Annotated in this window: 22 protein-coding genes; 10 read left to right on the forward strand and 12 right to left on the reverse strand. The window is 59.3% G+C overall.

Going from position 1 to position 22,990, the window contains the following annotated elements:
• The 4 genes from AC1DCP_RS13055 to AC1DCP_RS13070 all read left to right on the forward strand — a co-directional run.
• On the forward strand, positions 1-325 hold a 325-nt coding region (locus AC1DCP_RS13055), incomplete at its 5' end, for a TOBE domain-containing protein (RefSeq protein ID WP_476774304.1).
• 91 nt (positions 326-416) lie between these two features.
• On the forward strand, positions 417-1,901 hold the full coding sequence (locus AC1DCP_RS13060; protein ID WP_476774305.1) for a mannitol dehydrogenase family protein: 1,485 nt from the start codon (positions 417-419) through the stop codon (positions 1,899-1,901).
• 6 nt (positions 1,902-1,907) lie between these two features.
• Positions 1,908-2,627 carry an HAD family hydrolase gene (locus AC1DCP_RS13065; RefSeq protein WP_013762307.1) on the forward strand — a complete coding sequence of 240 codons (720 nt, stop codon included), beginning with the start codon at positions 1,908-1,910 and terminating at the stop codon, positions 2,625-2,627.
• A 60-nt stretch (positions 2,628-2,687) separates the two neighbouring features.
• On the forward strand, positions 2,688-4,262 hold the full coding sequence (locus AC1DCP_RS13070; RefSeq protein ID WP_476774306.1) for an FGGY-family carbohydrate kinase: 1,575 nt from the start codon (positions 2,688-2,690) through the stop codon (positions 4,260-4,262).
• A gap of 65 nt (positions 4,263-4,327) precedes the next feature.
• Here the strand turns inward: AC1DCP_RS13070 and AC1DCP_RS13075 are convergent, their stop codons facing one another.
• Positions 4,328-5,161, reverse strand: a complete 834-nt coding sequence (locus tag AC1DCP_RS13075) for a MurR/RpiR family transcriptional regulator (RefSeq protein ID WP_025595058.1) — start codon at positions 5,159-5,161, stop codon at positions 4,328-4,330.
• Between the two features lie 295 nt (positions 5,162-5,456).
• Between AC1DCP_RS13075 and AC1DCP_RS13080 the strand changes: the two genes are divergently transcribed.
• Positions 5,457-6,194: a sulfate transporter family protein gene (locus AC1DCP_RS13080; RefSeq protein WP_476774307.1), complete on the forward strand. Its 738-nt coding sequence runs from the start codon at positions 5,457-5,459 to the stop codon at positions 6,192-6,194.
• Here the strand turns inward: AC1DCP_RS13080 and nth are convergent.
• A complete protein-coding gene (gene nth / locus AC1DCP_RS13085; RefSeq protein ID WP_038494977.1) occupies positions 6,156-6,938 on the reverse strand; it encodes an endonuclease III in 783 nt (260 codons plus the stop codon). The genes AC1DCP_RS13080 and nth overlap by 39 nt on opposite strands.
• A 37-nt stretch (positions 6,939-6,975) precedes the next feature.
• On the opposite strand from nth, the gene AC1DCP_RS13090 reads away from it, so the two are divergent.
• The gene (locus AC1DCP_RS13090) at positions 6,976-7,455 is read left to right on the forward strand and encodes a DUF2244 domain-containing protein (RefSeq protein ID WP_476774308.1); all 480 of its coding nucleotides are present in this window, start codon (positions 6,976-6,978) and stop codon (positions 7,453-7,455) included.
• Between the two features lie 131 nt (positions 7,456-7,586).
• Positions 7,587-8,459, forward strand: coding sequence for a methylated-DNA--[protein]-cysteine S-methyltransferase (locus AC1DCP_RS13095; protein ID WP_003516183.1), 873 nt, complete (start codon positions 7,587-7,589; stop codon positions 8,457-8,459).
• A 66-nt stretch (positions 8,460-8,525) separates the two neighbouring features.
• Here the strand turns inward: AC1DCP_RS13095 and AC1DCP_RS13100 are convergent, their stop codons facing one another.
• The gene (locus AC1DCP_RS13100; protein WP_065660367.1) at positions 8,526-9,512 is read right to left on the reverse strand and encodes a sugar-binding transcriptional regulator; all 987 of its coding nucleotides are present in this window, start codon (positions 9,510-9,512) and stop codon (positions 8,526-8,528) included.
• A gap of 206 nt (positions 9,513-9,718) precedes the next feature.
• Here AC1DCP_RS13100 and tal point away from each other — a divergent pair, with 206 nt between their 5' ends.
• Positions 9,719-10,684, forward strand: coding sequence for a transaldolase (gene tal / locus AC1DCP_RS13105; RefSeq protein ID WP_013762313.1), 966 nt, complete (start codon positions 9,719-9,721; stop codon positions 10,682-10,684).
• A 105-nt stretch (positions 10,685-10,789) separates the two neighbouring features.
• Here the strand turns inward: tal and AC1DCP_RS13110 are convergent, their stop codons facing one another.
• Complete coding sequence (locus tag AC1DCP_RS13110) at positions 10,790-11,563, reverse strand: IclR family transcriptional regulator (RefSeq protein ID WP_003516189.1); 774 nt, start codon at positions 11,561-11,563, stop codon at positions 10,790-10,792.
• Between the two features lie 216 nt (positions 11,564-11,779).
• Between AC1DCP_RS13110 and AC1DCP_RS13115 the strand changes: the two genes are divergently transcribed.
• Entirely contained in the window at positions 11,780-12,511 is a 732-nt protein-coding gene (locus tag AC1DCP_RS13115; protein WP_013762314.1) for an SDR family oxidoreductase, read from the forward strand.
• A gap of 58 nt (positions 12,512-12,569) precedes the next feature.
• Here the strand turns inward: AC1DCP_RS13115 and AC1DCP_RS13120 are convergent, their stop codons facing one another.
• From AC1DCP_RS13120 to AC1DCP_RS13140, 5 genes are all read right to left on the reverse strand, one after another.
• On the reverse strand, positions 12,570-12,743 hold the full coding sequence (locus AC1DCP_RS13120) for a DUF1328 domain-containing protein (protein ID WP_003516193.1): 174 nt from the start codon (positions 12,741-12,743) through the stop codon (positions 12,570-12,572).
• A 109-nt stretch (positions 12,744-12,852) separates the two neighbouring features.
• Complete coding sequence (locus AC1DCP_RS13125; protein WP_476774309.1) at positions 12,853-13,707, reverse strand: metal ABC transporter permease; 855 nt, start codon at positions 13,705-13,707, stop codon at positions 12,853-12,855.
• Positions 13,704-14,564 (reverse strand): metal ABC transporter permease, encoded by an 861-nt coding sequence (locus AC1DCP_RS13130; protein WP_476774310.1) that lies wholly within the window; start codon positions 14,562-14,564, stop codon positions 13,704-13,706. The genes AC1DCP_RS13125 and AC1DCP_RS13130 overlap by 4 nt, the downstream gene beginning before the upstream one ends.
• Positions 14,545-15,453 (reverse strand): manganese/iron ABC transporter ATP-binding protein, encoded by a 909-nt coding sequence (locus tag AC1DCP_RS13135; RefSeq protein WP_476774311.1) that lies wholly within the window; start codon positions 15,451-15,453, stop codon positions 14,545-14,547. Before AC1DCP_RS13135 ends, AC1DCP_RS13130 begins: the two co-directional genes overlap by 20 nt.
• The gene (locus tag AC1DCP_RS13140; RefSeq protein WP_013762318.1) at positions 15,450-16,340 is read right to left on the reverse strand and encodes a metal ABC transporter substrate-binding protein; all 891 of its coding nucleotides are present in this window, start codon (positions 16,338-16,340) and stop codon (positions 15,450-15,452) included. The genes AC1DCP_RS13135 and AC1DCP_RS13140 overlap by 4 nt, the downstream gene beginning before the upstream one ends.
• 314 nt (positions 16,341-16,654) lie before the next feature.
• Between AC1DCP_RS13140 and AC1DCP_RS13145 the strand changes: the two genes are divergently transcribed.
• Positions 16,655-17,533: a hypothetical protein gene (locus tag AC1DCP_RS13145; RefSeq protein ID WP_174006355.1), complete on the forward strand. Its 879-nt coding sequence runs from the start codon at positions 16,655-16,657 to the stop codon at positions 17,531-17,533.
• A 29-nt stretch (positions 17,534-17,562) separates the two neighbouring features.
• Here the strand turns inward: AC1DCP_RS13145 and AC1DCP_RS13150 are convergent, their stop codons facing one another.
• The 3 genes from AC1DCP_RS13150 to gltX all read right to left on the reverse strand — a co-directional run bounded on the left by AC1DCP_RS13150 (position 17,563) and on the right by gltX (position 22,919).
• Entirely contained in the window at positions 17,563-19,263 is a 1,701-nt protein-coding gene (locus AC1DCP_RS13150) for a patatin-like phospholipase family protein (RefSeq protein WP_414896265.1), read from the reverse strand.
• A 495-nt stretch (positions 19,264-19,758) separates the two neighbouring features.
• The gene (gene lysS, locus AC1DCP_RS13155) at positions 19,759-21,258 is read right to left on the reverse strand and encodes a lysine--tRNA ligase (RefSeq protein ID WP_013762320.1); all 1,500 of its coding nucleotides are present in this window, start codon (positions 21,256-21,258) and stop codon (positions 19,759-19,761) included.
• Positions 21,259-21,461: 203 nt separating this feature from the next.
• A complete protein-coding gene (gene gltX / locus AC1DCP_RS13160; RefSeq protein ID WP_035200649.1) occupies positions 21,462-22,919 on the reverse strand; it encodes a glutamate--tRNA ligase in 1,458 nt (485 codons plus the stop codon).
• Positions 22,920-22,990 lie beyond the last annotated feature (71 nt).

Consider the following 22,990-nt stretch of genomic DNA (forward strand, 5'->3'; position numbering starts at 1 on the left):
CTCTTCGCTCTTCGTCGCCGGCTTCATCGGCTCGCCGCGCATGAACCTGGTGACCGGCGACTACGCCCGGCAAAAGGGTGCGACCACCGCCGGCGTGCGGCCCGAGCACCTGACGCTGTCGAAAGAAACCGGCCTGTGGCAGGGCAAGGTCACGGTTGCCGAACATCTCGGCTCCGATACCTTCCTCCACCTCGACGTCTCCGGCATCGGCCCCATCACTGCCAGAACCGACGGTGAATTCGAATGCAAACACGGCGATACCGTCTTCATCACACCCGATGACGCCAAAATCCACAGGTTCGATGACAAGGGCATCGCGATATGACGCGAAGACCGGAAGGCAAATCCGCGCTGCGTGCCGGGTATCTGTCATCCGGTCCTGGCACAAACAACGTTTCCCCTTCGAGGATCGTGACATGACATGCAAACTCTCCCTCGCCACGCTTGATGAAGCCAAAAAAACCGCGGCGATTCCGGCCTATTCCCGGGCCGATCTTTCCGCCGGAATCGTGCATTTCGGTGTCGGCAATTTCCACCGCGCCCATCAGGCGGTCTATCTGGACGACCTGTTCAACACCGGCGCGGACCACGACTTCGCCATCATTGGTGCGGGTGTACTGCCATCGGACGCGGTAATGCGCGAAAAACTTGCCGCGCAGGATTTCCTGACCACGGTGGTGGAGCAGGACAACAATCGCACCGGTGCGCGCGTCACCGGGCCAATGATCGACATTCTGAAGGTTGGCGATACCCGAGGCATTATCGACACGCTCGCAGATCCGAAAATCCGAATTGTTTCGATGACGATTACCGAAGGCGGTTATTTCATCGATGCTTCCGGCTCCTTCAATCCGCAGCATCCCGCGATTGCCGAGGATGGCAGGAACCCGTCTTCCCCGAAAACCGTGTTCGGCCTTATCGTTGCCGGGCTGAAGGCGCGGCGCGACAAGGGGCTTTCACCCTTCACCGTCATGTCCTGCGACAACATTCCCCATAATGGCAAGGTCACCAAAAACGCGGTGGTCGGTCTCGCCGCCTTGTTCGATCCGGCCTTCGCCAACTGGATCGGCGATAACGTCGCTTTCCCCAATTCGATGGTCGACCGCATCACCCCCGCCACGGGAGAGCGCGAACGAAATATCGCCCGTGACGATTTCGGCATCGAGGACAATTGGCCGGTCTTCTGCGAAGAGTTCAAGCAATGGGTGATGGAGGATAATTTCCCGGCGGGCCGACCGGCGCTCGAAAAGGCGGGCGTTCAGTTCGTCAAGGATGTTGCGCCTTACGAGCACATGAAGATCCGCATCCTCAATGGCGGCCATGCGGCGATCGCCTATCCGGCAGCGCTGCTCGACATCCATTTCGTGCATGAGGCGATGGAGCATCCGCTGATCCGGGCGTTTCTGGCAAAGCTCGAAAAGGAAGAGATCATCCCGGTCATTCCGCCCGTGCCCGATACCGATCTTGGGGAATATTTCGGCCTGATCGAACGGCGTTTCCTCAACCCGAAAATCGGCGATACCATTCCGCGCCTCGCGCAGGATGGCTCCAACCGCCAGCCGAAATTCATCCTGCCCTCCACCGCCGACCGTCTGGCGCGCGGTGAAGATATCGTCGGTCTGTCGCTGGTTTCAGCACTGTGGTGCCGTTATTTCTACGGCACCTCCGACAGCGGCAGGCAAATCACCTTCAACGACGCCAGCGCCGAGCGGCTACAGGCGGCAGCCACAAAGGCCAAGGACGACCCGATGGCCTTCCTTTCGCTTGACGATATCTTCGGGGAGGTTGCCGAATCGGAGCTTTTCCGTAAACGCTTCTCTCATGCATTGACGACACTGTGGCACGAAGGCACGGCGAAGACCTTGCAGCTTTATCTGGATGACAAGCTGGCTGAAAAGTGACGTGAGATGCGAGACGGGACCGGACCTCTTCTGATTTTCGACTGCGACGGCGTTCTGGTCGACAGCGAGCCGGTCTCCATCTCGGTTCTTCTCGACATGCTTTCCCATCTTGGCGTGGAGATGGGGGAGGAAGAGGCCTACAACCGCTTTCTCGGTCGCAGCGTTGCCAGCATGACGACGACTTTGTTTGAGGAATACGGTATCGAGACCGACATCGATTTTCTCGAGCATATGCGCGCGACGCTGTTTGAGCGTTTCCGCACCGAGTTGCGTCCCATCGACGGCATTGCCGAAACGCTGGACAGGCTGGTGGCCTTCAAACGCTGCGTTGCCTCCTCAAGTCAACCGGAACGCATCCGTTACTCGCTGGGGCTGACCGGCCTCATCGATAAATTTGAGCCGCATGTTTTCAGCGCCACCATGGTGAAGAACGGCAAGCCGGCACCCGACCTTTTCCTGCATGCGGCGAGGCAGATGGGCACTGATCCGCGTCAGTGCATCGTGATCGAGGACAGCCCGGCGGGCATTGCGGCGGCGAAGGCAGCAGGCATGGCGGTTTTTGCATTCACTGGCGGCTCGCATGCGCGGTTTCCGGCATTTCGCGAAAAGATCGCGGAGCTCGGGGCCAATGCCACGTTTGACGCCATGGAAGATTTGGTTCAACTTATCGGCGATTATATGGGGAAGGGCGGTTTTGACAGCCAGGTGGAACGTGACGCAGGCTGAAGGAAACCATGCCTGCCACCGCCCGGAGGTCGTTACGCAAGGGATGGAACTGAAGTCTTGATGCGTCAAAATCTCGTCGCTGTCGATGTCGGAACGGCGAGCGCCCGCGCCGGGATTTTCGACCCGACCGGCAGGCTTCTCGCCCGCTCAACCCATCCCATCCTGATGCAAAGGCCGCAGGAAAACCACGCCGAACACGATTCCACCGATATATGGAACGCCGCCTGCCTTGCGGTGAGAGCAGCGCTTGCCGATGCGGGTGTGTTACCGGACAGCATAGCCGCCATTGGTTTTGATGCCACTTGCTCGCTCGTTATCCGTGATGAGCGTGGGGAACCGGTTTCTGTCTCCGTCACGGGCAAAGACCGGTTCGACACCATCGTCTGGCTGGACCATCGGGGAATCGGCGAGGCCGACCGGCTGACGGCATCCGGCCACCGCGTGCTGGATTTCGCCGGTAAAAGCGTGTCACCGGAAATGCAGATGCCGAAGCTGATGTGGCTGAAGGCGAATTTGCCGGCAAGCTGGGCGCGCATGTCTTTCGCCTTCGATCTGGCGGATTTTCTGACATGGAAGGCAACCGGTTCCACCAAGCGTTCAAATTGCACGCAGACGGCGAAGTGGAATTTTCTGGCGCAGGAAAATCCCGGCTGGCAGGCGGATTATCTCAATCTTGCCGGGCTTGGCGATCTGAAACAGCGGGCAGGCCTGCCCGAAACGACCGTGATGCCGGGCACAGCCATCGGCCCGCTTTCGCCCGAGGCTGCCGCCGAACTCGGCCTCGACACCGGCTGTCAGGTGGCGGCGGGCATGATCGATGCTTACGCTGGCACCCTGGGTGCGCTTGGCGGATGCCTTTCTGATGATGTGGGTAAACATGTGGCGCTGATCGCCGGCACCTCAAGCTGCCTTGTCGCCATGTCCGAGCGGCAGATGCCAGGCCACAGCCTGTGGGGTCCTTATTGGCAGGCGGTGCTGCCCGGCCACTGGCTGGTGGAGGGCGGGCAATCTGCCACCGGCGCGCTGCTTGATCATATCGTGCGCATGCACGCGGCGGGCGGAGAGCCGGATACGGCGCTGCACGCCCGCATCGTTGCGCGGGTTACCGAATTGCGCGCGCTCGAGGGCGCGGCCTTTGCCGAACGGCTGCATGTACTGCCGGATTTCCACGGCAACCGCTCACCGCTCGCCGATCCGCATGCGGTGGGCGTCATCAGCGGGCTGACGCTCGATACATCCTTCGACAGTCTCTGCCGGCTCTACTGGCGCACTGCCGTGGCGATTGCGCTTGGTGCGCGCCATGTGCTGGATGCGATGGAGCGTTTCGGTTATGCCGTCGAAAGCCTGCACGTTACCGGCGGCCATGTGAAGAACCCGCTGTTGATGGAGCTTTACGCTGATGTGACTGGCAAGCGCATCGTCGTGCCTGCCACAGCCGACGCCGTTCTTCTCGGCACGGCGATGACGGCGGCAGCCGCCGGCGGTGTGCATGCGGGCCTTGCAGCGGCGGGTGCCGCCATGTATCCGGGCAATACAGAAATCCCAGGCAATCCGGCGCTCACACCGCTTTACGAGCGGGATTATCGCCGTTTTCTCGCCATGCACCGCCATCGCCAGGAGCTGGAAAGCCTCTGATCTTTGCCTACAACGGCAGGTAAGGTCGTGGCGGACGGGCGCGATCCGTTTCCTCCCGCCGCGGGTCAGATGCCAAGCGAGCGTTTCAGGCCGGTTAGGTTTTTCATGCGTGCCGTGCGCTGCTCGTCGGCTCCGGCAATCAGGCTGCAGAGGGTGAATTCCATCAGCGCAACGAGCTGAAGCAGGCCTTGTCCGCCGGTCTGGGTGTGCGGCATGGCAAGACAGATATCGGCGCTTTCCGGTCCCCATTCATAGAACCGGGTGGTGATCAACAGGGTTCTGTAGCCGCTCTTTCGCGCCGTCGCAGAAAGGCTCTGCAAGGGCGTGATGCTGCCGCCGCAATCCATGAGGATGAGAAGCGCTTCTGCGGGATCGAAGTCCCAAAGAGCGATATAGGCGGCGCTGTCGCTGCCGAGGAAGTGCACGCGTCTGCGATACTCCAGCAACCGCCCGTGAAAGTGCCTTCCAGTGCCAAGGCCTTCCGGTGACGTTGCCAGAAAAACATCTGCCGCCGAAGCGATCTCGCTCATGGCGACGCGCCATATCGGCTGGTCCGTCATTTCGAAAGCAGCCTGAATGGCCTGGATCTGTTGGGAAAGGAGTTGCGAAAACGGATTGGACTTCTGATCGCCGCTTTCAACAATAGCGGGCTGGTCCACGCCCGCGGTCTCTTCGGCGTGGCGCAGATCGATGCGAATATCGCTGAATTGCCTGTATCCGAGCGAGCGCAGAAAACGGCCAACCGTCATCGGACTGAGACTGAGCTTGGCAGCCAGCGTCTGCGCCGTCTCAAACGGCAATTCGTCCAGATGCTCGATCAGATATTTGGCGATCTTGCGCTCTGAAGGCGTACCGGCCTTCATGGCACGGGTCAGATTCAACAGTAGCTGTTCCACCAACGCCTCATTCTTTTATATTTATGAACGATGATGCATCCGCGCGCCCGGGCGAGCGTGCGAACCGCGACTTGTCGGTGGGGGCGAGCTTTTCCGGCCTTGTCCTCCACCGGACCGGAATGCGAATTCTAATAGATAGATTATTATATTTTAGAGACGTCTTTTATTCAAGGGAAATTCCATCAGCGGTTTAATTCCCAACAGCGACGTCTTCATTCCTGTCTTGCGGAGCGGATGGGCGGCGCCTATCTCTCCTGAACGCCAGTTTAAAACGCGAGAGGCGTCACAGGAGTTCCGAATGATTTTTAGTGCGGCGAGGCTTGCCTTCAGCAATCTTTTTGCCACCGAGACCCGGTCGGTGTTCTGGAAGGTTCTGGGGCTGACGCTTCTGGTGCTGGCAGCGCTGTGGTTCGCCATCCGCTCTGTCTTCATCTATTTCGCCTTGCCGTGGGTGGATACGCTGATCCCCAGCGTGCCTGACTGGGCGGGATGGCTGACTTTCGTTTTCGCCATTTTCGCCGGAATCGGGCTGGCTTTGGCGTTGGCCTTGCTGATCTCGCCGGTCACTGCCGTTATTGCCGGATTGTTTCTCGACGATGTCGCCGAAGTCGTGGAGAAAAAGACCTATCCCGATGATCCGCCCGGCAAGGCGATGCCCATCGGTGAGGCCGTGGTGTCATCGATCAAGTTCTTTGGCGTCGTCATTGCCGGCAACCTGATTGCGCTTTTGTTGCTGCTGGTGCCGGGCGTCAACCTCATCGCCTTTTTTCTGGTGAACGGTTATCTGCTGGGCCGGGAGTTCTTCGAATTTGCGGCCATGCGTTTCCGCTCGCCCGCTGACGCGCGGCTGTTCCGGCTGAAACACCGCACAACCGTGTTTATGGCCGGGCTGGTGATTGCAGCGTTCCTTGCAATCCCCTTCCTCAACCTTCTGACGCCGCTTTTTGCGGCTTCGATGATGGTGCATCTGCACAAGGCCGTCAGCCGGCGCGATCCGTCATTCGCCGCTGGCTGCACCGAACAATTGCGCGGGTAGTTCCACCAGCGGAGCTGGAATATCGAAGGTCTTTTCCGGTGATTTGCAGATATCGGCAATCACGCAGCGCTCGCATTCCGGTTTGCGCGCCTTGCAGCAATAACGCCCGTGCAGGATCAGCCAGTGATGGGCATGGAACAGATATTCTTCGGGAATGATGCGGACGAGCCGGTCTTCCACTTCATCCGGGGTTTTCCCCGGCGCGAGACAGAGCCGGTTGGCAATACGAAAAACATGGGTGTCCACGGCGAGTGTGGGCACACCGAAGGCCATCGACATCACCACATTGGCCGTCTTGCGGCCGACGCCGGGCAGGGTCACCAGCTCCTCGCGCGTCCTCGGCACCTCACCGCCGAAATTGTCGATCAGCATCTGTGACAAAGCGATAACGTTCTTGGCCTTGTTGCGGTAAAGCCCGATGGTCTTGATATGGCCGATCAACTCCTCCTCGCCAAGTGCCAGCATTTTTTGCGGCGTATCGGCCACCTTGAACAGCGCCCGCGTCGCCCGGTTTACGCCCACATCGGTCGCCTGCGCCGAAAGCGCCACGGCCACCAGCAGGGTAAAGGGGTTGGTATGTTCCAGCTCGCCTTTCGGCTCCGGCCGCTGAATGGAGAAACGGCGGAAGATCTCGTTCAACTCGTCCTTCGAATAGATCGTCTTCACACGCGCCGGTCTGCGGGCGGATGTCGCATTTGACTTTTTCAATGTTTGGGTGCTGGATCGTTTTTTGGCGACTGTCATGACCTATCTATAGCCAGCCCGCCCTGAGGAAATCAACGTGGATACGCTCAACGATCAGCCGATTTTTGCGGCGGAACTCGTTCCGCACCGTTCGCTCGGAAGAAGAGGTTTCCGGCTGCTTCTCGCCTTGTCCGGGCTTGCCTGCCTCCTCCATGGCGGCTTTTTCCTCACCACTGGCGCATGGCCCGTCGGCCTGTTCCTCGGGCTGGATTTTCTGCTGCTTTATGTCGCCTTCCGCGCCAATTACCGGGCAGCGAAGGCGCGGGAAGAGGTGAGCGTCTCGCGCACCAGCCTGTCTATCCGCAAATTTTCCCCGACTGGCCGCGTCGTCGAGCATCGTTTCAACCCCTTCTGGGCCCGCTTCAAGGTTCAGCGGCACGAGGAAATCGGCATCGTCTCCATGCATGTAACGGGTGAAGGCAAGGCAACGGATATCGGCTCGTTTCTCAATCCGGATGACCGGGAAAGCTTCGCCAAGGCTTTCGGCGGTGCGTTGGCGACGGTGCGGCGGATGTGAGCGGATAATTCCGCTTAAAACCCGTCAATCGGCTCGAGGCGGGTATCTCGGCAGAAACTGAGTACGGCGCAAGAAACGGGTGGAGACCGACGCGCTTTGATGGTTTTCTGTGAGGCGTTAGGAGACATGCGATGAACGCCAATATCATGCTGAATGAAGACATCACCCCCATCGGTTCGGATTACGATACGGTGCGCGGGGTTATCGAGCTTTTGACGCTGGATTATCGCGACCAGCCCTCCCTTGAAGCCATTGCCGCAAGGCTCGGCCAGTCGCCGACGCAATTGCAGAAGACCTTCACCCGCTGGGCCGGTCTTTCCCCCAAGGCGTTTTTGCAGGCCGTAACGCTCGATCATGCCAAAAGGTTGTTGCGCGAAGAGGATCTGCCGCTGCTGGAAACCTCGATCGAGGTCGGCATGTCTGGGCCCGGCCGCCTGCACGATCTGTTCGTCACCCACGAGGCCATGTCTCCAGGCGAATGGAAGGCCAAGGGCGGTGGGTTGACGATCCGGTACGGTTTCCATGTTTCACCCTTCGGTCTTGCATTGGTCATGGTGACCGATCGCGGTCTTGCCGGCTGCGCTTTCGCCGATCCCGGCGAGGAAAGAGCCTGTTTCGAGGACATGGCAGGTCGTTGGCCGAATGCGGATTATGTCGAGGATCGTGAAGCCACCGCGCCCTATGCCGCACGTATTTTCGAACCGACGCTGTGGTCGGCGGACCGGCCATTGCGGGTCGTGCTGCTCGGCACGGATTTTCAGGTGCGGGTATGGGAAAGCCTTCTGAAAATTCCCATGGGCCGCGCCGTTACCTATTCGCACATCGCTTGCGATATCGGCCAGCCAACTGCCTCTCGTGCGGTCGGTGCAGCTGTTGGCGCGAACCCGGTCTCCTTCGTCGTCCCTTGCCATCGCGCTGTGGGAAAAAGCGGGGCGCTCACGGGTTATCACTGGGGCCTTACCCGCAAACGGGCGATGTTGGGATGGGAAACGGGGAAGGTGTGAGGCAGCTCTCCCTCATCCCTGTGACAAGCGCAGAAATGAGGAACAGCCCGGGTCGCCTGTCGAGGCCTAAACCAGTTCTATCAACGCTCTTGCCGCCGCCTCGTCTGTAATCAGCGTATTGCACCCGATGCGCTTGATGGTGGCGCGGATGGCGATGGCTCGGTGGGCGCCGCCGGAGGCGAGCACGATGTGTTTGGCCTTGCGCAGCGTGTCTAGATCGATCGCCATGGCGCGCTCGTTGATCGGGTGATCGACGGAGCGGCCTTCCGCGTCGATGAAGTTGAACATGGTGTCGCAGACGCAGCCGGCATCGATGAGTTCCTGAAGCGTTTCCTTCGAAATGAAACCTTCCGAAAGCGAAGTGGAATGCGGGCCGATATCGCCGCAGGATACGATGGCGAGGTCGAGCGTTTCGGCCAGATCATAAAGCGTGGCAAGTCCGCATTTCTCAATCAGCGCCCGTTTGGTCTCGACGGAGTCTACCAGCAGCGGTGCAAGGAACATGTAACATTCCGCCCCAAGCGCGCTTGCCAGCCGCCAGGTGTAATCAAGCGGGTTTGTCTGGTGCACGGCGACGATACCGCCGAGCAGCGAGACGACCTTGCAGTTTTCCCGGCGCGGCGGGCGAAAGCTGGATAGCGAGGCGGTCATGGTGCGGCCCCAGCCGACGCCGATGGTGGCGTCGTTCGGCACCGCTTCGGAAAGGAATTGCCCGAGCGCCAGGCCAACGGCCTTGGCCGTGCCCTCGGCATTCGCCTTGCCGGGGGATGGGCCGGGGGAGGGAATGATCACCGCCTCATCCAGCCCATAAGCTGCCTCCAGCCTGCCGGCCAGTTCGACGAAATCCTCGATGCCCTCGTTGATCCAGATCTGTACTTCGGAGCGTTTCATCGCCTCGTCCAGAAGGCGTATGACGGTGGAGCGGCTGATGCCGAGCTTCTCGGCGACATCTTTCTGCGTCAAACCCTGATTATAGTAGAGCCATGCGGCACGCAGCCTCAGCGAAGCCGCTTCCGAATAGGCCGTATGGGTTTCTCTTCTCAGTTTCGCCACGGTTTTTGTCACTCTCTTTATGGGGCGGAGTATCGCAGGCATGAAACTTATGTCAATTGCGATGCGCAAATGTCTTGACTTTCGACCTTGCCGCTTGCGATAGTCGGAGCCGGACAAAACCGTGATTTCGGCCTTGGGCGCACCATGGTGCGGGAACGAAAAGACGGCTGTGCAAGTTTACAAGAGATCATGAAGGATCATTCGCCATGACGTCCAAACTCGAACAACTTCGCGCTATCACCACGGTCGTTGCCGATACCGGCGACATCGAGGCGGTTGCGCGCCTGAAGCCGGTGGATTGCACCACCAACCCCACCATCGTTCTGAAGGCGCTCGGCACCCCCGCTTTCGCGGATGCGGTGAAGGAAGCCGTTGCCTGGGGCAAGAAACAGGGCGGCCAGTCTGACGCTGTCGTTGCGGCCGTTGCCGACCGTCTTGCCATTTCCGTCGGTGCGGCCCTTGCAGGTCTGGTTCCCGGCCGCGTATCGACGGAAGTCGATGCCGACCTGTCCTTCGACACACAGGCCTCCATCACCAAGGCACGCCACATCATCGCCTCCTACAAGGAGCGCGGTATCGAGCGTGAACGCATCCTCATCAAGCTGGCTTCCACATGGGAAGGCATCAAGGCTGCGGAAGTCCTGCAGTCCGAGGGCATCGATTGCAACCTGACTCTGCTGTTCTCGCAGGCACAGGCCATCGCCTGCGCGGAAGCGAAAGCTTTCCTCATCTCGCCCTTCGTCGGTCGCATCCTCGACTGGTACAAGAAGTCGACCGGCGAGACCTACACTGCCGAGACCGATCCGGGCGTCGTTTCGGTGCGCAGCATCTACAATTATTACAAGGCCAATGGCATCGGCACAGTCGTCATGGGCGCATCGTTCCGTAATGTCGGCGAGATCGAAGCGCTTGCCGGTTGCGACCGCCTGACGATCAGCCCGGCGCTGCTGGAAGAGCTGGACAAGGACACCGGCACGCTTGAGCGCAAGCTTTCGCCCGACAATGTGAAGGCCGAGCCGCTGCAGTCGCTCGATGAAAAGGCGTTCCGCTGGGCAATGAACGAAGACGCGATGGCAACCGAGAAGCTCTCGGAAGGCATCCGCCTGTTCGCCAAGGATCTGGTAACGCTGCGCGAAATGGTCCGCAAGGAACTGACGCTGGCTGCCGCCTGATAACAAAAAGGGGAACCATCCCGGTCCCCTTTGCGTTTAAGATACAGAAATCTCCAGTCACTTTAAACGCGATCGGTCCCTGCCGGTCGCGTTTTTTTGTGCGTCTCAGATGGTTCCCTGACCCGTCGCCACTTCGGAAATGCGCCTTGCCGCATCGCGGATCAGTACCTCGCAGGCCTCGCGCGTCGGGGCCTTGCCGCCAAGCGGGGTGATATAGGGGCAGGTGATGACGGCAAGTGCGGTACCATCAAGTGTCAGCACGGGGGCGGAAATATTGCGCACGCCTGCGGTCTGCATGCTGTCCATGGATTCGAAACCATTCCTGCGAACTTCCGCCAGCCGCTCCTCAAGGTCTGAAGGCTCGGTTTCCCCGCCACCGCGCACCTGCTCGGTGATCATGATCTTGCGCTGCACCTCGTTCTGGAAGGCCAGAAGCACATGGCCGGAACCGGTCTGGAAGAGGCTCATCTGCGCGCCCACCCGCATGGACATCGCCCAATAGGTGGAGGACTCCTGTTGGGCGATGACGACAACACTGCCGCGGTCGTAAACGGCCAGATGACAGGCCTGCTCGGCGCTTGCGGAAAAATCGCGCATCACCGGGGCTGCGAAAGAGACCAGCCGGCGCACCGGCGCGTGAAAATGTGCGAGCCCGAACATTTTCAGCGTCAGCGAAAACCGGTCACCCTCCAGCCGCTGTACGTAACCACGGCGCACCAGGCGGTCCAGCATGCGGTAAAGCTCGTTCGGGGTTTTGCCTATGGCCTTGGCAATCTCGATCTGCGTCAGCCCGCCATCCGTGCGGGCGAGAAGCTCGAGAATGTCCAGACCCTTGTCGAGGGCGGGGGCACGATATCTTTCGCTGTCGTCTTCGGTCATCTTGCCTCGGTGGCGTTTTGCAGGATTGCCTGGCGGGAAATGCACTTTTTAAATACCGTTGCCGCACGCTGCCCTTTTGCGCAAGCCTGCTTGACGTTACATGAATACCGCGTTTACATATGAATTGTCGATCCATATTTGAGATCAATGAAATTCACTGGCGAAATTCAGCGGCTCGGCCCCAGCGGGCGGGTGCGCCGTAGCGGGAGGCTATTCATGGTGCAGGATTTTAACGGGCGGACAGTGGTAATCACCGCAGCCGGCCAGGGTATCGGCCGTGCGACGGCGGAGCGATTCATATCGCTCGGCGCGCGCGTCATCGCCACTGATATCAACGAGCAGGCGCTATCAACCCTGAAAGGTGCGGAAACGCGGGTTCTGAACGTGCTGGATGGCGATGGTGTGAAGGCTTTTGCTGCCGATATCGGCCATGCGGATGTTCTGTTCAACTGTGCCGGTTTCGTTCATTCCGGCACCATTCTCGATTGCGAGGAAAAGGACTGGGATTTCTCCTTCGATCTCAATGCCAAGGCCATGTACCGCACCTGCCGCGCCTTCCTGCCAGGCATGCTGGAAAAGGGTAAGGGCGCAATCGTCAACATGTCCTCCGTCGCATCCAGCGTGAAGGGCGTGCCGAACCGTTTCGCCTACACCGCCTCCAAGGCGGCGGTTGTCGGTCTGACCAAGGCAATTGCTGCTGATTTCGTCACCAAGGGTATTCGCTGCAACGCCATTTGCCCAGGCACAGTGGATAGCCCGTCCTTGCACGACCGCCTGCGCGCCACCGGCAATTACGAGCAGGCCCTGGCCGACTTCATTGCCCGCCAGCCTATGGGCCGCATTGCCACGCCGGAAGAAATCGCCGCACTCGTCACCTATCTCGCTTCGGACGAGGCAGGTTTCACCACTGGCCAGATCCATGTGATCGACGGTGGCTGGACAGGCTGATAATTCTATACGGGAGAGAGGGGAAGGCGACCGGCCCAAAAGCCGGTCGCCTTTTTTATTACGCCACCACGCTTCCAGCGATCAGTGCAAGCACGAGGAAGACCAGGAAGATCACGACGGCGATGAAGAACAGGATACGGGCAATGCCCGACGCCGCTGCCGAAATGCCGGTAAAGCCGAATACGCCCGCGATCAACGAAATAACAAAGAAAATAAGAGCCCATTTCAGCATGGAGCTTCCCCTTTCGCTTAATTTTCATGAGTTTGCCGCTTGAGGGCAAGCTCATGAAAATGACGCGCAAAAGGGGAAAATGTTCCACGCGCCCGCAAAAATCGTTCTTTTACACCAGCGTTTCATTGGCGGCGTCGATCCGGCGGGCCTTGAGGCTGGTGCGAATGAATGTCGCGACGAATGCCAGGCTCATGAACAGTACAATGGTCGGGGCTGGCGCGCTGTCGATCAGGAAGCTTAGCCATATTCCTGCAAGCGAAGAGAGAACCGCAACCGAGATGGCGACCAGGAGCATGGCGGAAAAGCGCCGCGCCAGCAGGAAGGCGATGGCGCCGGGGGTGACCAGCATTGCGACGGAGAGGATGATACCCACAGCCTTCAGCGCGCCGACCACGGCAAGCGACAAAACCATCAGCAGACCGTAATGCAGGAGGCGAACGGGCAGGCCGATTGCCTTGGCATGCTGCGGATCGAAGGCATTGACCAGCAGGTCTTTGCGCAGCACCCCGAGAAACAGGGTGGCAAAAAGCGCGATCAGCCCGGTCTCCAGCATGTCTGAAGGCGCAATGCCCAGCATGTCGCCGAAGAGGATATGATCCAGATGCATGTCGCTCTGCACCTTCACGTAAAGCACCAGCCCCAGCCCGAACATGCCGGAAAAGACGATGCCGAGCACCGTGTCTTCCTTGATGCGGCTGTTTTCCTTGATGAAACCGGTGCCGAGAGCGCAGATCATACCGGCGGTGAAGGCGCCGATGGAAAGGGGAATTCCGACAATGTAGGCAATCACCACGCCGGGCAGCACGGCGTGCGAAACCGCGTCCCCCATCAGCGACCAGCCCTTCAGCACCAGAAAACACGAGAGCATGGCCATCGGCACGGCAATCATCAGGGTGATGATGAAGGCGTATTGCATGAAGGGCAGCTGAAACGGCAGGATGGCGAGTTCGAGATATTCGCTCATTGCGTTTCTCCCAGTTCCTTGCGGGCTTTGGCGCGCGAAGCGAGCAGCCCGTGTTTGGGTGCAAACACGAAAGCGGAAAGGAAGATCGCTGTTTGCAACACGACGATAACGCCGCCGGTGGCGCCGTCGAGGAAGTAGCTGAGATAAGCGCCGACGAAGCTGGTGGTCGCGCCGATCACGAGGCTCATCAGGATCAGCCGCTCGAAACGGTCGGTCAGAAGATAGGCGGTCGCGCCTGGGGTCACCACCATGGCAACGACAAGGAAGGCGCCGACGGTTTGAAGGGCTGCAACCGTGGAGGCCGCAAGCAGGGTGAAGAAGATCACTTTCAGCACTTCCGGTTTCAGCCCCACTGTGCGCGCATGGTTCTCATCGAAGAACACCACCATGAAGTCGCGCCATTTCAACGCCAGTACGATGAGGCTGATGCCGCCGATCAGGGCAAGCTGTATCGTGTCTTCGGTGGTAATTGCCAGAATATTGCCAAGCACGATGGTCTGGATATTGATCGAGGTGGGCGACAGCGACACCATGAACAGCCCCAGCCCGAAGAACGAGGTGAAGATCAGGCCGATGATTGCGTCTTCCTTGAGTCGGGTTTTCTGATTGAGGAACAGCATCGAGCCAGCCGCAAGCCCGCCGGAAAGAAAGGCGCCGAGCGAAAAGGGCAGCCCCAGCATATAAGCGCCCGCAACGCCGGGAACGATGGCGTGCGAGAGCGCGTCGCCGATCAGCGACCAGCCCTTTAGCATAAGATAAGCGGAAAGAAAGCCGCAGACGCCACCCACAAGTGCGCTGACCCAGATGGCGTTCAGCATGTAGCCATAGGTGAAAGGCTCAAGAAGGCTGTTTATCATCGGCTTTTTCCTTCGGAGCCTGCGGATTTTGTCCGTTCTGGCCGTTCTTTCCGTAGATCACGAAAGGCCGCTCATCGTCGGTAATCACCTTCACCCGGCGCGGATCGGCATCATCATGCAGTTCGGCCCCGCCGAGAACGAAGTGGCGCAAGCTGCCGCCAAAGGCTTTTTGCAGGTTCTCTTCGTTAAAGGTGTCCGCTGTTTTGCCCGACGCCAGAACGGTGCCCTTGACGAAGACGGCGCGATCGCAGAATTCCGGTACGCTACCGAGATTATGGGTGGAAACCAGTATGACGCGGCCCTCGTCACGCAGTGCCTTCAACAGCGCGACGATCTGTTCTTCCGTCGTCACGTCGACGCCGGTGAAGGGTTCATCCAGCAGGATAACCTGACCTTCCTGCGCCAGCGCGCGGGCCAGAAACACCCGCTTCTTCTGTCCGCCGGAAAGCTCGCCGATCTGCCGCTTGCGATAATCAAGCATATTGACGCGCGTCAGCGCTCTCTCGACCATCTCGTGATCGTGTTTCGACGGAATACGGAAGAAGTTCATGTGGCCGTAACGGCCCATCATCACCACATCCTCAACCAGTACGGGAAAACTCCAGTCCACCTCTTCAGCTTGCGGCACATAGGCGACGAGGTTTTTTCTGAGTGCATCCTTCACGGGTAGGTCGAAAATAGAGACAGAACCGGCGGCCAGCGGCACAAAACCCATGATTGCCTTGAAAATCGTGGACTTGCCGGCGCCGTTGACGCCGACAAGTGCAGTGATCGTACCGCGTGGAATGGAAAAGCTGGCATTTCTTAATGCGGTGTGGCCGTTGCGATAGGTCACTGTCGCATTTTGAACCGTCAGGCCGCCGCCGCTTTTTTTGCTGCCCATTCTCATGAAGACAGTCCTTTGGCGATGGTGCTGCTCGTCACGCGCAGCAGGTCGAGATAGGTCGGAACAGGGCCGTCGGCCTCGCTCAGCGAATCCACGTAGAGTATGCCGCCATAGGCCGCTCCGGTTTCCTTGGCCACCTGCCGGGCGGGATCGGCGGAAACCGTGCTTTCACTGAAGATGACTTGAATATTATGTTCGCGCATGGCGTCGATCACGCCGCGCACCTGTTGCGGCGTACCCTGGCTGTCGGCATTGACCGGCCACAGGAACAGTTCCTTCAGCCCGAAATCCCGGGCGAGATAGGAGAACGCCCCTTCGCTCGTTACCAACCAACGCTTGTTCTCAGGAAGAGCGGAAAGCTCATCGCGGATGGGCTGCACGGTGGCACGGATCTTGTCGGAATAGGCCTTGGCATTGGCGGCGTAAATCTCGGCGTGGGCGGGATCTATTCCAGCGAGTCCCTTGCGGATATTTTCCACATAGATCAGGGCGTTATCGGGTGACATCCAGGCGTGCGGGTTGGGTTTCCCCTGATACGCCCCGCCATTGATCGCCATCGGTTCGATGCCGTCGCTGACAGTCACATCAGGCACGCCTGAAAGATTGGCCAGAAACTTCTCGAACCACAATTCCAGATTGAGGCCGTTGCGCAGCACCAGATCGGCCTTGCGGGCCTTGAGAATGTCGCGCGGCGTCGGCTGGTAGTTGTGAATTTCAGCGCCTGGCTTGGTGATGCTCTCCACCTCTGCCGCATCGCCCGCCACATTGCGCGCCATATCGGCAATGATCGTGAAGGTGGTCACCACCTTCGGTTTTTCCTGCGCGACAGCCGCAGCAGGCAGGAAAAGCGAAAAAGCAAAAAGGGCATGGCGGATTTTATGAAGATTCACGTCTGTCACCGATTTTTGTTGCGATCAACTCGCAACACCATCTGTCATGGAAACACACTTGTCAACGCTATTGCAAATCATTCGCAATTTAGCGGATTTCAAAAATGTCTGAAAATGGTGCGCTTTTGCCCGCACGGTGCCAGGGGGATTAAACTTTTTTCAATGAGAAAGCGGCACTATCGCAAGGCTCGGACAACGAGGTCCCGAGCTTATCCCGCGTGTGTTCCTCATCCTTCGAGCCACGTTCCGGGGTGAGGGCGATAGGCGGGGTACTGAATGTCAGGATTTTGCGCGTGAAGGCTGTATTCGGACGAATGCGGTTTTCGCGCAAACTCGTTATGATCGGAGGCGGGATCCTGCTTTTGGCGGGTGCGACCGGTTCTGCTGCCGTGTTTATCGGCAGCGAGCGGCTGCTCGGGTCCACCTATGCCTCCGCCAACGGGCTTTCCTGCGACGCAGTCCAGACAGTCAACATCCGCAAGAACGGTTCCCTGTGGGTCCGCAAATTCATTCGTACTGACGGCGGCAACGGCACGGACCGGTTGAAAACGGCGCTGCGTGTCGCCAGGGCAGTTTACGACAAACAGAAGCCCGATCTGGTCCAGGTTTCCGTGCTGGATAAAAACGGCCCGCAATTGCGCTCGGAAATGCGCGGCCGCGCCATCGCGGCCCAGGTGGTCTTCATTGCCGACCCGGCGAAAATTCCCGAAGGCGCCGATGCCCAGCGTTATTCCGCCTTTTATTACGATGGTGCATCAAACGGCAGCGGCCAGTTTTACGGGCTGCGCATCGATCTGCCGCTGGAAGATGCCGAAGCAATGGCCGCAAGCCTGAGCGATGCCGCCGACTGCGCAACCCCCGCTTCGGACGCCGCACCCGAAGGGCACGGCGGAAAAGCCGCAAAAGGCGCGGGCGGACACGGCGAAACCAAGGGCGAAGGCGGCGGCGGCCACGACGCTGCGCCGGCGCAAACGCATGAGGGCGGACCCGGTGCGGAAGCCCACGGCGAACCCGTAGCCGACGAAGAACTTCTGACCTCGACCCCGGAAGCGGATGGCAGCAGCATCTTCAGCATCAGCTATCTGAAATCACTGATCTTCGGAAAAGGCACTACGACCGCGCAGGCGGCGGAAGAGAAGCTGGCCGAGAGCGCGCCTGCGGAAGAGCCGGCTGCGGGGAAGACGGGGCATTAGGAGCATGCCGTTTCCCCTAAGCGTTTTGGTCAGGTGTCCGGCCCGATACGCAAGCGGCCGGCCGGATTTGGAAATTTCTTGCGCTTGTTGACAATCTCCGGCGAGAAGCTTTGCGATAGAGCGGCAAAGGCGGCAATTCGAGCAATCAGTTTTTCCCGCTCAGCCTTCGTCACGTTTTTGTAGCTGTCGACCCTGTCGATGTAACCCGTCAGCCATTCTTCGTATTTGCCCTCGCTCCACAGGCGCTGCGTCGCAAACACCGTGTCTTCCAGCCGATCATAGGCAACAAGCGTTCGTCGCCAGCGATGCTCGTCAAAATCCAGCGCGCCATTTGCGAAGAGCGATCCGACCTCAAGGCCGTAACTCATGAGCTTCGCCGATCGCTCCGGTGGCATGGTAAGGTTTAGCCCGCCTTCCTCTTTGGAGAGAAAGACACGGGCAATGCGCTCTCTCTGGCCTGGCATGGTGGCAAGGGATTGATCTTGCCAGTCCTTCGCCGAACTGAGAATGCTGCCCAGGAAACCGCTCATCTTTTCCATCTTGTGAACGGGCACGCCTATCCCTTCGCCCGCCGCCTGCGGAATCGTGACGCGCTTGCTGCTGCTGGCGATGGATTTCGGCAGTTCATCGAGGCTGAGTGCGAAAGTGGGACGCGACGGAAGCAGGGCGTCGAAAAGGTGAATGGGAAAGTTGCTGCTGATCCCGCCATCGGAGAACCAGATTTTCGCCTTCATGACGGGCCGCGCTTCACCACTAATACGCTGCACAATATCCAGCGTGCCGCGATCATTGGTATAGGCCGGAATAGCCTTGAACAGCACCGGGAAACTCAGGCTCATGCGCGTGGCGATAATGACCGGTAACTGGGTAGGCTCCGGAAATGCCTTGAGTTCGGGAAACGGGCCGCCTGGTGTTGCGACCTGCTTCAGCCAGTTCATCACGGCAGCCGGAAACAGTTGGCTCCATTCCTTCGGGTCGTAAGCCACCATGAGATTCGTGGTCGGAAGCGTGTGCGGCCGCCGCATCGACAGGTTCGTCGTAACCATCTTCAGGTTTATACTTTTTTTCGGGTCGTCGCTGGCGAGGTGGCCAAAGGTCAGCGGCGGCGCTGTCGCGGCTTCGTTACCAAAAGCGATGTCCTGGATCGACGAATGAAGCCATTCCGTCAGGCCCGGACCATCCGCATCTGAAACCGTTAGTCCCGAACAGAAACCGAACCCCTCCTGCGGTAACCGATAGAAAACCAGCCACAGGATTTGACTAAGGATTCCAATCAACAGCCCCACCAGCCCGCCGAGAATTGACCCGGCGTAGCCTCCGCCTGTGGCCCACAACAGGCTGGCGCCGATGGCTATGCCGGCTATCGAGGCCAGCGGGAAAGCCATGGGGAGCCCCAGGATCTTGCCTGGCCAACCGCCGGCCTGCGCCCACAGCAGGTAACGCATCAGCGGGCGAAAACGGCGTTCCGGCTGGAAAAGCTTGCCCAGAATATTGGGTATCGTATCGCAATGGGCCTGCAAGCGGACGAAGCCATCCGGATCGTCCCTCACGGTACGGGAATATTCAGCCGCAGCCGCAAAGGCGGCGGCAATCGCACCGGCTGACGTGCCGCCTATCGAGCGGAAGCGGTATCGGCGCGCCAGTTCCAAAACGGCATAGGGATAAACGACGCCGGAGGTGATGCCGCCCTTCATCACCACGTCGCATTCCTTTTCCGGTGTTGCGAACATATCGGGCCGGTACTTGGGAAGCTCATTCTCGGGCATGCGTATCTCCCCGACAGCCCCGTTAGCGGAAAGCCGTCAAACACAATTCGAAATGATGGGGAATGGGTATCACAAGTTGAGGCGGTATCGCCAGTATATTCTACTAAGGGTTAAGTGAATCTATGCGATCCGCAGGCCGGGGAACCGGATAACTACTTCGGTGCGTCTTCGTCTCAAGTGGAAAACCGGCAAGGGGATTAAGTGCAATCACGCCACACACTCTGACGTCATCCACGGGCTTGTCCCGAGGATCTGCAACGGACTAACCTTATTGGACGTGATTAGATCCTCGACACAGGGCCGAGGATGACGTTGAGAAATACGCACCCTTCGCTGCCACCAACTTCAATGTCATGCCCAGTGTCCCATCGTTTAAACTGGATAGAAGTTGGACAAGGTGGAGCATGGCGAAAAATCGGCCGCCGAAGCGGCCGTGGGGCCGCCTCGGGTTTCGTCCGATCAGTCCGCCTTGTTGCGGCGGGCCGGGAAGAGGATGACGTCGCGGATCGAGGGGGCGTTGGTCAGGAGCATGATCAGGCGATCGACACCGATGCCGAGGCCGCCGGCGGGTGGCATGCCCTGATCGATGGCGTCGAGGAATTCGTCATCCAGCTGCTTGTCCTTTTCACCGCGGGCATGGGCCTGCTCAAGCTGCTCCACCATGCGGCGGCGCTGCTCTTCGGGATCGTTGAGTTCGGAGAAGGCATTGCCCACTTCCCAGGCGTTGCAATAGCTCTCAAAACGCTCCACGAGGCGCGGTTCGCCCGGCACTTCCTTGGCGAAGGGCGAGATATCCTTCGGGAAATGCGTGACGTGGCTCGGCTGGATAAGCGTACCTTCGACCTTCTCTTCGAAGATGAAGGCAAGGCATTCGCCCCAGGTCCAGTCCTTCTCGACGGCGAAACCGGCAGCCTTGGCGGCGGCGCGGGCTTCCTCGTCAGTCTTGATCGCAAGGAAGTCGATGCCGGTCGCTTCCTTCACCGCATCAGGCATGGGCACGCGCTTGAACGGTCCCTTGAAGGAAATTGTCTGGCCCTGGAATTCCACCTCGGTCGTGCCGTGCAGGGCAATCGCCAGCGTCTCGAACAGACGCTCTACGAGACCCATGATGTCTTCGTAGTCGGCATAGGCCCAATAGCACTCCATCATGGTGAATTCAGGATTGTGCCTTGTGGAGACGCCTTCGTTGCGGAAGTTGCGGTTGATTTCAAAGACCTTGTCGGAAAGGCCTGATACCAGCGTGCGCTTCAGGAACAGTTCCGGCGCGATGCGCAGATACATGTCCATCTTCAACGTATTGTGGAAGGTCTTGAACGGATCGGCCGTCGCACCGCCATAAACTGTCTGCAGCATCGGCGTTTCCACTTCTAGGAAGCCTTCGGCCTCCATGAAGCGACGGATGCCGGACAGGATCTTGGAGCGCTGCAAAAAGCGCAGCTTGGAGTCCTCGTTCGCCAGAATATCGAGATGGCGCTTGCGGTAACGCAGCTCGATATCGGAGACACCGTGCCATTTTTCCGGCATCGGCAGAAGCGACTTGGTGAGCATGGTGATTTCTTCGGCGTTGATCGTCAGCTCGCCGCGCTTGGTGCGGCGCACCTTGCCGGTTACGCCGATGATGTCGCCGATGTCGATCATCGGCAGAAGATTGCGCGCCGTTTCCGGCGTCGTATCTTTGTGAGAGAAGATCTGCACCTTGCCCGAGGCGTCATGGATATCCATGAACATGCCGGAATTGCGCGACGAATAAACGCGGCCCGCCACCGTTACCGTGTCGCCGGTTTCCGTGTCCGGTTCGATATCGGCATATTTTTCCGCCAGCTCCGCATTGGTCAGCGTGCGATGGAAATGCGCCGGATAGACATCGCCGATCTGCTCGCGCAGCAGCGCAAGTTTCTGGCGGCGCACTTCGGTGGCGTCGGAGGAAAGGGCGGTGGTTTCGGTTGTCTTGTCGTTCATTGTTCAATCCTGTTGCGGCGTTGCCGCGGCGACAATTGCCTCCCGTATCCCTCATTCCTGTGCTTGTCACAGGAATCCAGTGCGCCCAAGTCCTTGGCGCGGGAGACCTCAATTCATTCTTTCACGGCGCCGACGCGCCGTGGCTGGATTCCTGTGACAAGCGCAGGAATGAGGGGTGGATTTAAAACCCGCCCCGGCAGGCATCAAGCACCGCTGCCAACCATCGTGGCCACAACGGCAATAGCGACCTTCAGGCGCTGGCGCACCACGGAGCGGCCGAGCAGCGCCATCGAGTCAAACAGCGGCAGCGAGCGCGAGGAACCGGAGACGGCGACGAAGAGCGGCGGCGTGACGACGCGCAGTTTCTTGCCCGTGCGTTCGGCAATGTCGCGCAGCTCGGCCTCGATGGCTTCAACGTTCCAATCAGGCATTTTTTCCAGATCGGTGGCAACCGTGGTGAGGATTTCGTGGATTTCCTCGGGCTTGCTTTTGAGACCGGCAAAGGAGGCGGGCGTCAGGCCAACGTCGCTCGAAAGCAGGAAGCCGGCAAGGTTTGGCAATTCGCCGAGCTTGGAAATGCGGCTCTGGGCAAGCTTCAGGCCTTCGGTCAGGCGGGAATTTTCCATCGCCCATTCCAGCGTGCGGGCAATGAAGTCCTCAGGCGTGAGCTTTTCGCGCAGCCAGCGGCCGTTTAGCCAGTCCAGCTTCTGGATATCGAAGATGGCGCCGGCCTTGGAAAGTGCTTCCGGATCGAACTTCGCGGCCAGCTCTTCCATGGTCAGCAGCTCTTCGCCTTCGGCGATCTGGATGAAGAACAGGCCGAGGAAGTTCATCAGCGCTTCCGGCAGGTAGCCGAGCGCGGAATAATAGGAGATCGACGTCGGGTTCTTGCGCTTGGAAAGCTTCGATTTGTCGGCGTTGCGCATCAGCGAAAGATGCATGAACGTCGGCTGGTCCCAGCCGAAATAACGGTAAAGCAGGATGTGCTTGGGCACTGAAGCCAGCCACTCTTCGCCGCGCGCCACATGGGTGATCTTCATCAGATGGTCGTCGATGACGTTTGCCATGTGATAGGTCGGCATGCCGTCGGCCTTGATCAGCACCTGCATGTCAACCGAATCCCAGGGGATCGAGACATCGCCGTAAACGCCGTCATGGAAATCGCACGAACCTTCGGTCGGGATTTTCATGCGCACGACGTTGGCTTCGCCGGCGGCGACGCGGGTGGTCACTTCTTCAGCCTTCAGGTGGAGGCAGAGACCGTCATATTTTGGCGGCTTGCCAGCGGCGCGCTGCGCTTCGCGCATCTGCTCAAGCCGCTCGGGCGTGCAGAAACAGCGGAAGGCATGGCCTTTTTCCAGCAATTCTTCGGCATAGGGCCAGTACATCAGCTTGCGCTCGGACTGGCGGTAGGGACCGTAGGGGCCACCGACGTCAGGGCCTTCCGACCAGGTGAGGCCGGTCCAGCGCAGCGCCTCCAGAACCTTCTGCTCATATTCCAGCGTCGAGCGGGTGGCGTCGGTATCCTCGATGCGCAGGATGAACTCGCCGCCGTGTTTCTTGGCGAAGAGATAGTTGAACAGCGCGATGTAAGCGGTGCCGACATGCGGCTCGCCGGTGGGGGAAGGTGCGATGCGGACGCGAACGCCGGAAGTGGTCATGAAATTCACTCGTCGTGACGGGGTGGTGACATCGGGGCGGCTTCACCCTTCTATCACGAAGTTTTCGTTTG

It is taken from the genome of Agrobacterium sp. 10T429, assembly GCF_056393925.1.

Coding starts and splice junctions, on each gene's coding strand:
- AC1DCP_RS13060 (WP_476774305.1), top strand. CDS start 417: ATGACATGCAAACTCTCCCTCGCCACGCTTGATGAAGCCAAAAAAACC.
- AC1DCP_RS13065 (WP_013762307.1), top strand. CDS start 1,908: ATGCGAGACGGGACCGGACCTCTTCTGATTTTCGACTGCGACGGCGTT.
- AC1DCP_RS13070 (WP_476774306.1), top strand. CDS start 2,688: ATGCGTCAAAATCTCGTCGCTGTCGATGTCGGAACGGCGAGCGCCCGC.
- AC1DCP_RS13080 (WP_476774307.1), top strand. CDS start 5,457: ATGATTTTTAGTGCGGCGAGGCTTGCCTTCAGCAATCTTTTTGCCACC.
- nth (WP_038494977.1), bottom strand. CDS start 6,938: ATGACAGTCGCCAAAAAACGATCCAGCACCCAAACATTGAAAAAGTCA.
- AC1DCP_RS13095 (WP_003516183.1), top strand. CDS start 7,587: ATGAACGCCAATATCATGCTGAATGAAGACATCACCCCCATCGGTTCG.
- tal (WP_013762313.1), top strand. CDS start 9,719: ATGACGTCCAAACTCGAACAACTTCGCGCTATCACCACGGTCGTTGCC.
- AC1DCP_RS13110 (WP_003516189.1), bottom strand. CDS start 11,563: ATGACCGAAGACGACAGCGAAAGATATCGTGCCCCCGCCCTCGACAAG.
- AC1DCP_RS13115 (WP_013762314.1), top strand. CDS start 11,780: ATGGTGCAGGATTTTAACGGGCGGACAGTGGTAATCACCGCAGCCGGC.
- AC1DCP_RS13120 (WP_003516193.1), bottom strand. CDS start 12,743: ATGCTGAAATGGGCTCTTATTTTCTTTGTTATTTCGTTGATCGCGGGC.
- AC1DCP_RS13125 (WP_476774309.1), bottom strand. CDS start 13,707: ATGAGCGAATATCTCGAACTCGCCATCCTGCCGTTTCAGCTGCCCTTC.
- AC1DCP_RS13130 (WP_476774310.1), bottom strand. CDS start 14,564: ATGATAAACAGCCTTCTTGAGCCTTTCACCTATGGCTACATGCTGAAC.
- AC1DCP_RS13135 (WP_476774311.1), bottom strand. CDS start 15,453: ATGAGAATGGGCAGCAAAAAAAGCGGCGGCGGCCTGACGGTTCAAAAT.
- AC1DCP_RS13145 (WP_174006355.1), top strand. CDS start 16,655: ATGCGGTTTTCGCGCAAACTCGTTATGATCGGAGGCGGGATCCTGCTT.
- AC1DCP_RS13150 (WP_414896265.1), bottom strand. CDS start 19,263: ATGTTCGCAACACCGGAAAAGGAATGCGACGTGGTGATGAAGGGCGGC.
- lysS (WP_013762320.1), bottom strand. CDS start 21,258: ATGAACGACAAGACAACCGAAACCACCGCCCTTTCCTCCGACGCCACC.
- gltX (WP_035200649.1), bottom strand. CDS start 22,919: ATGACCACTTCCGGCGTTCGCGTCCGCATCGCACCTTCCCCCACCGGC.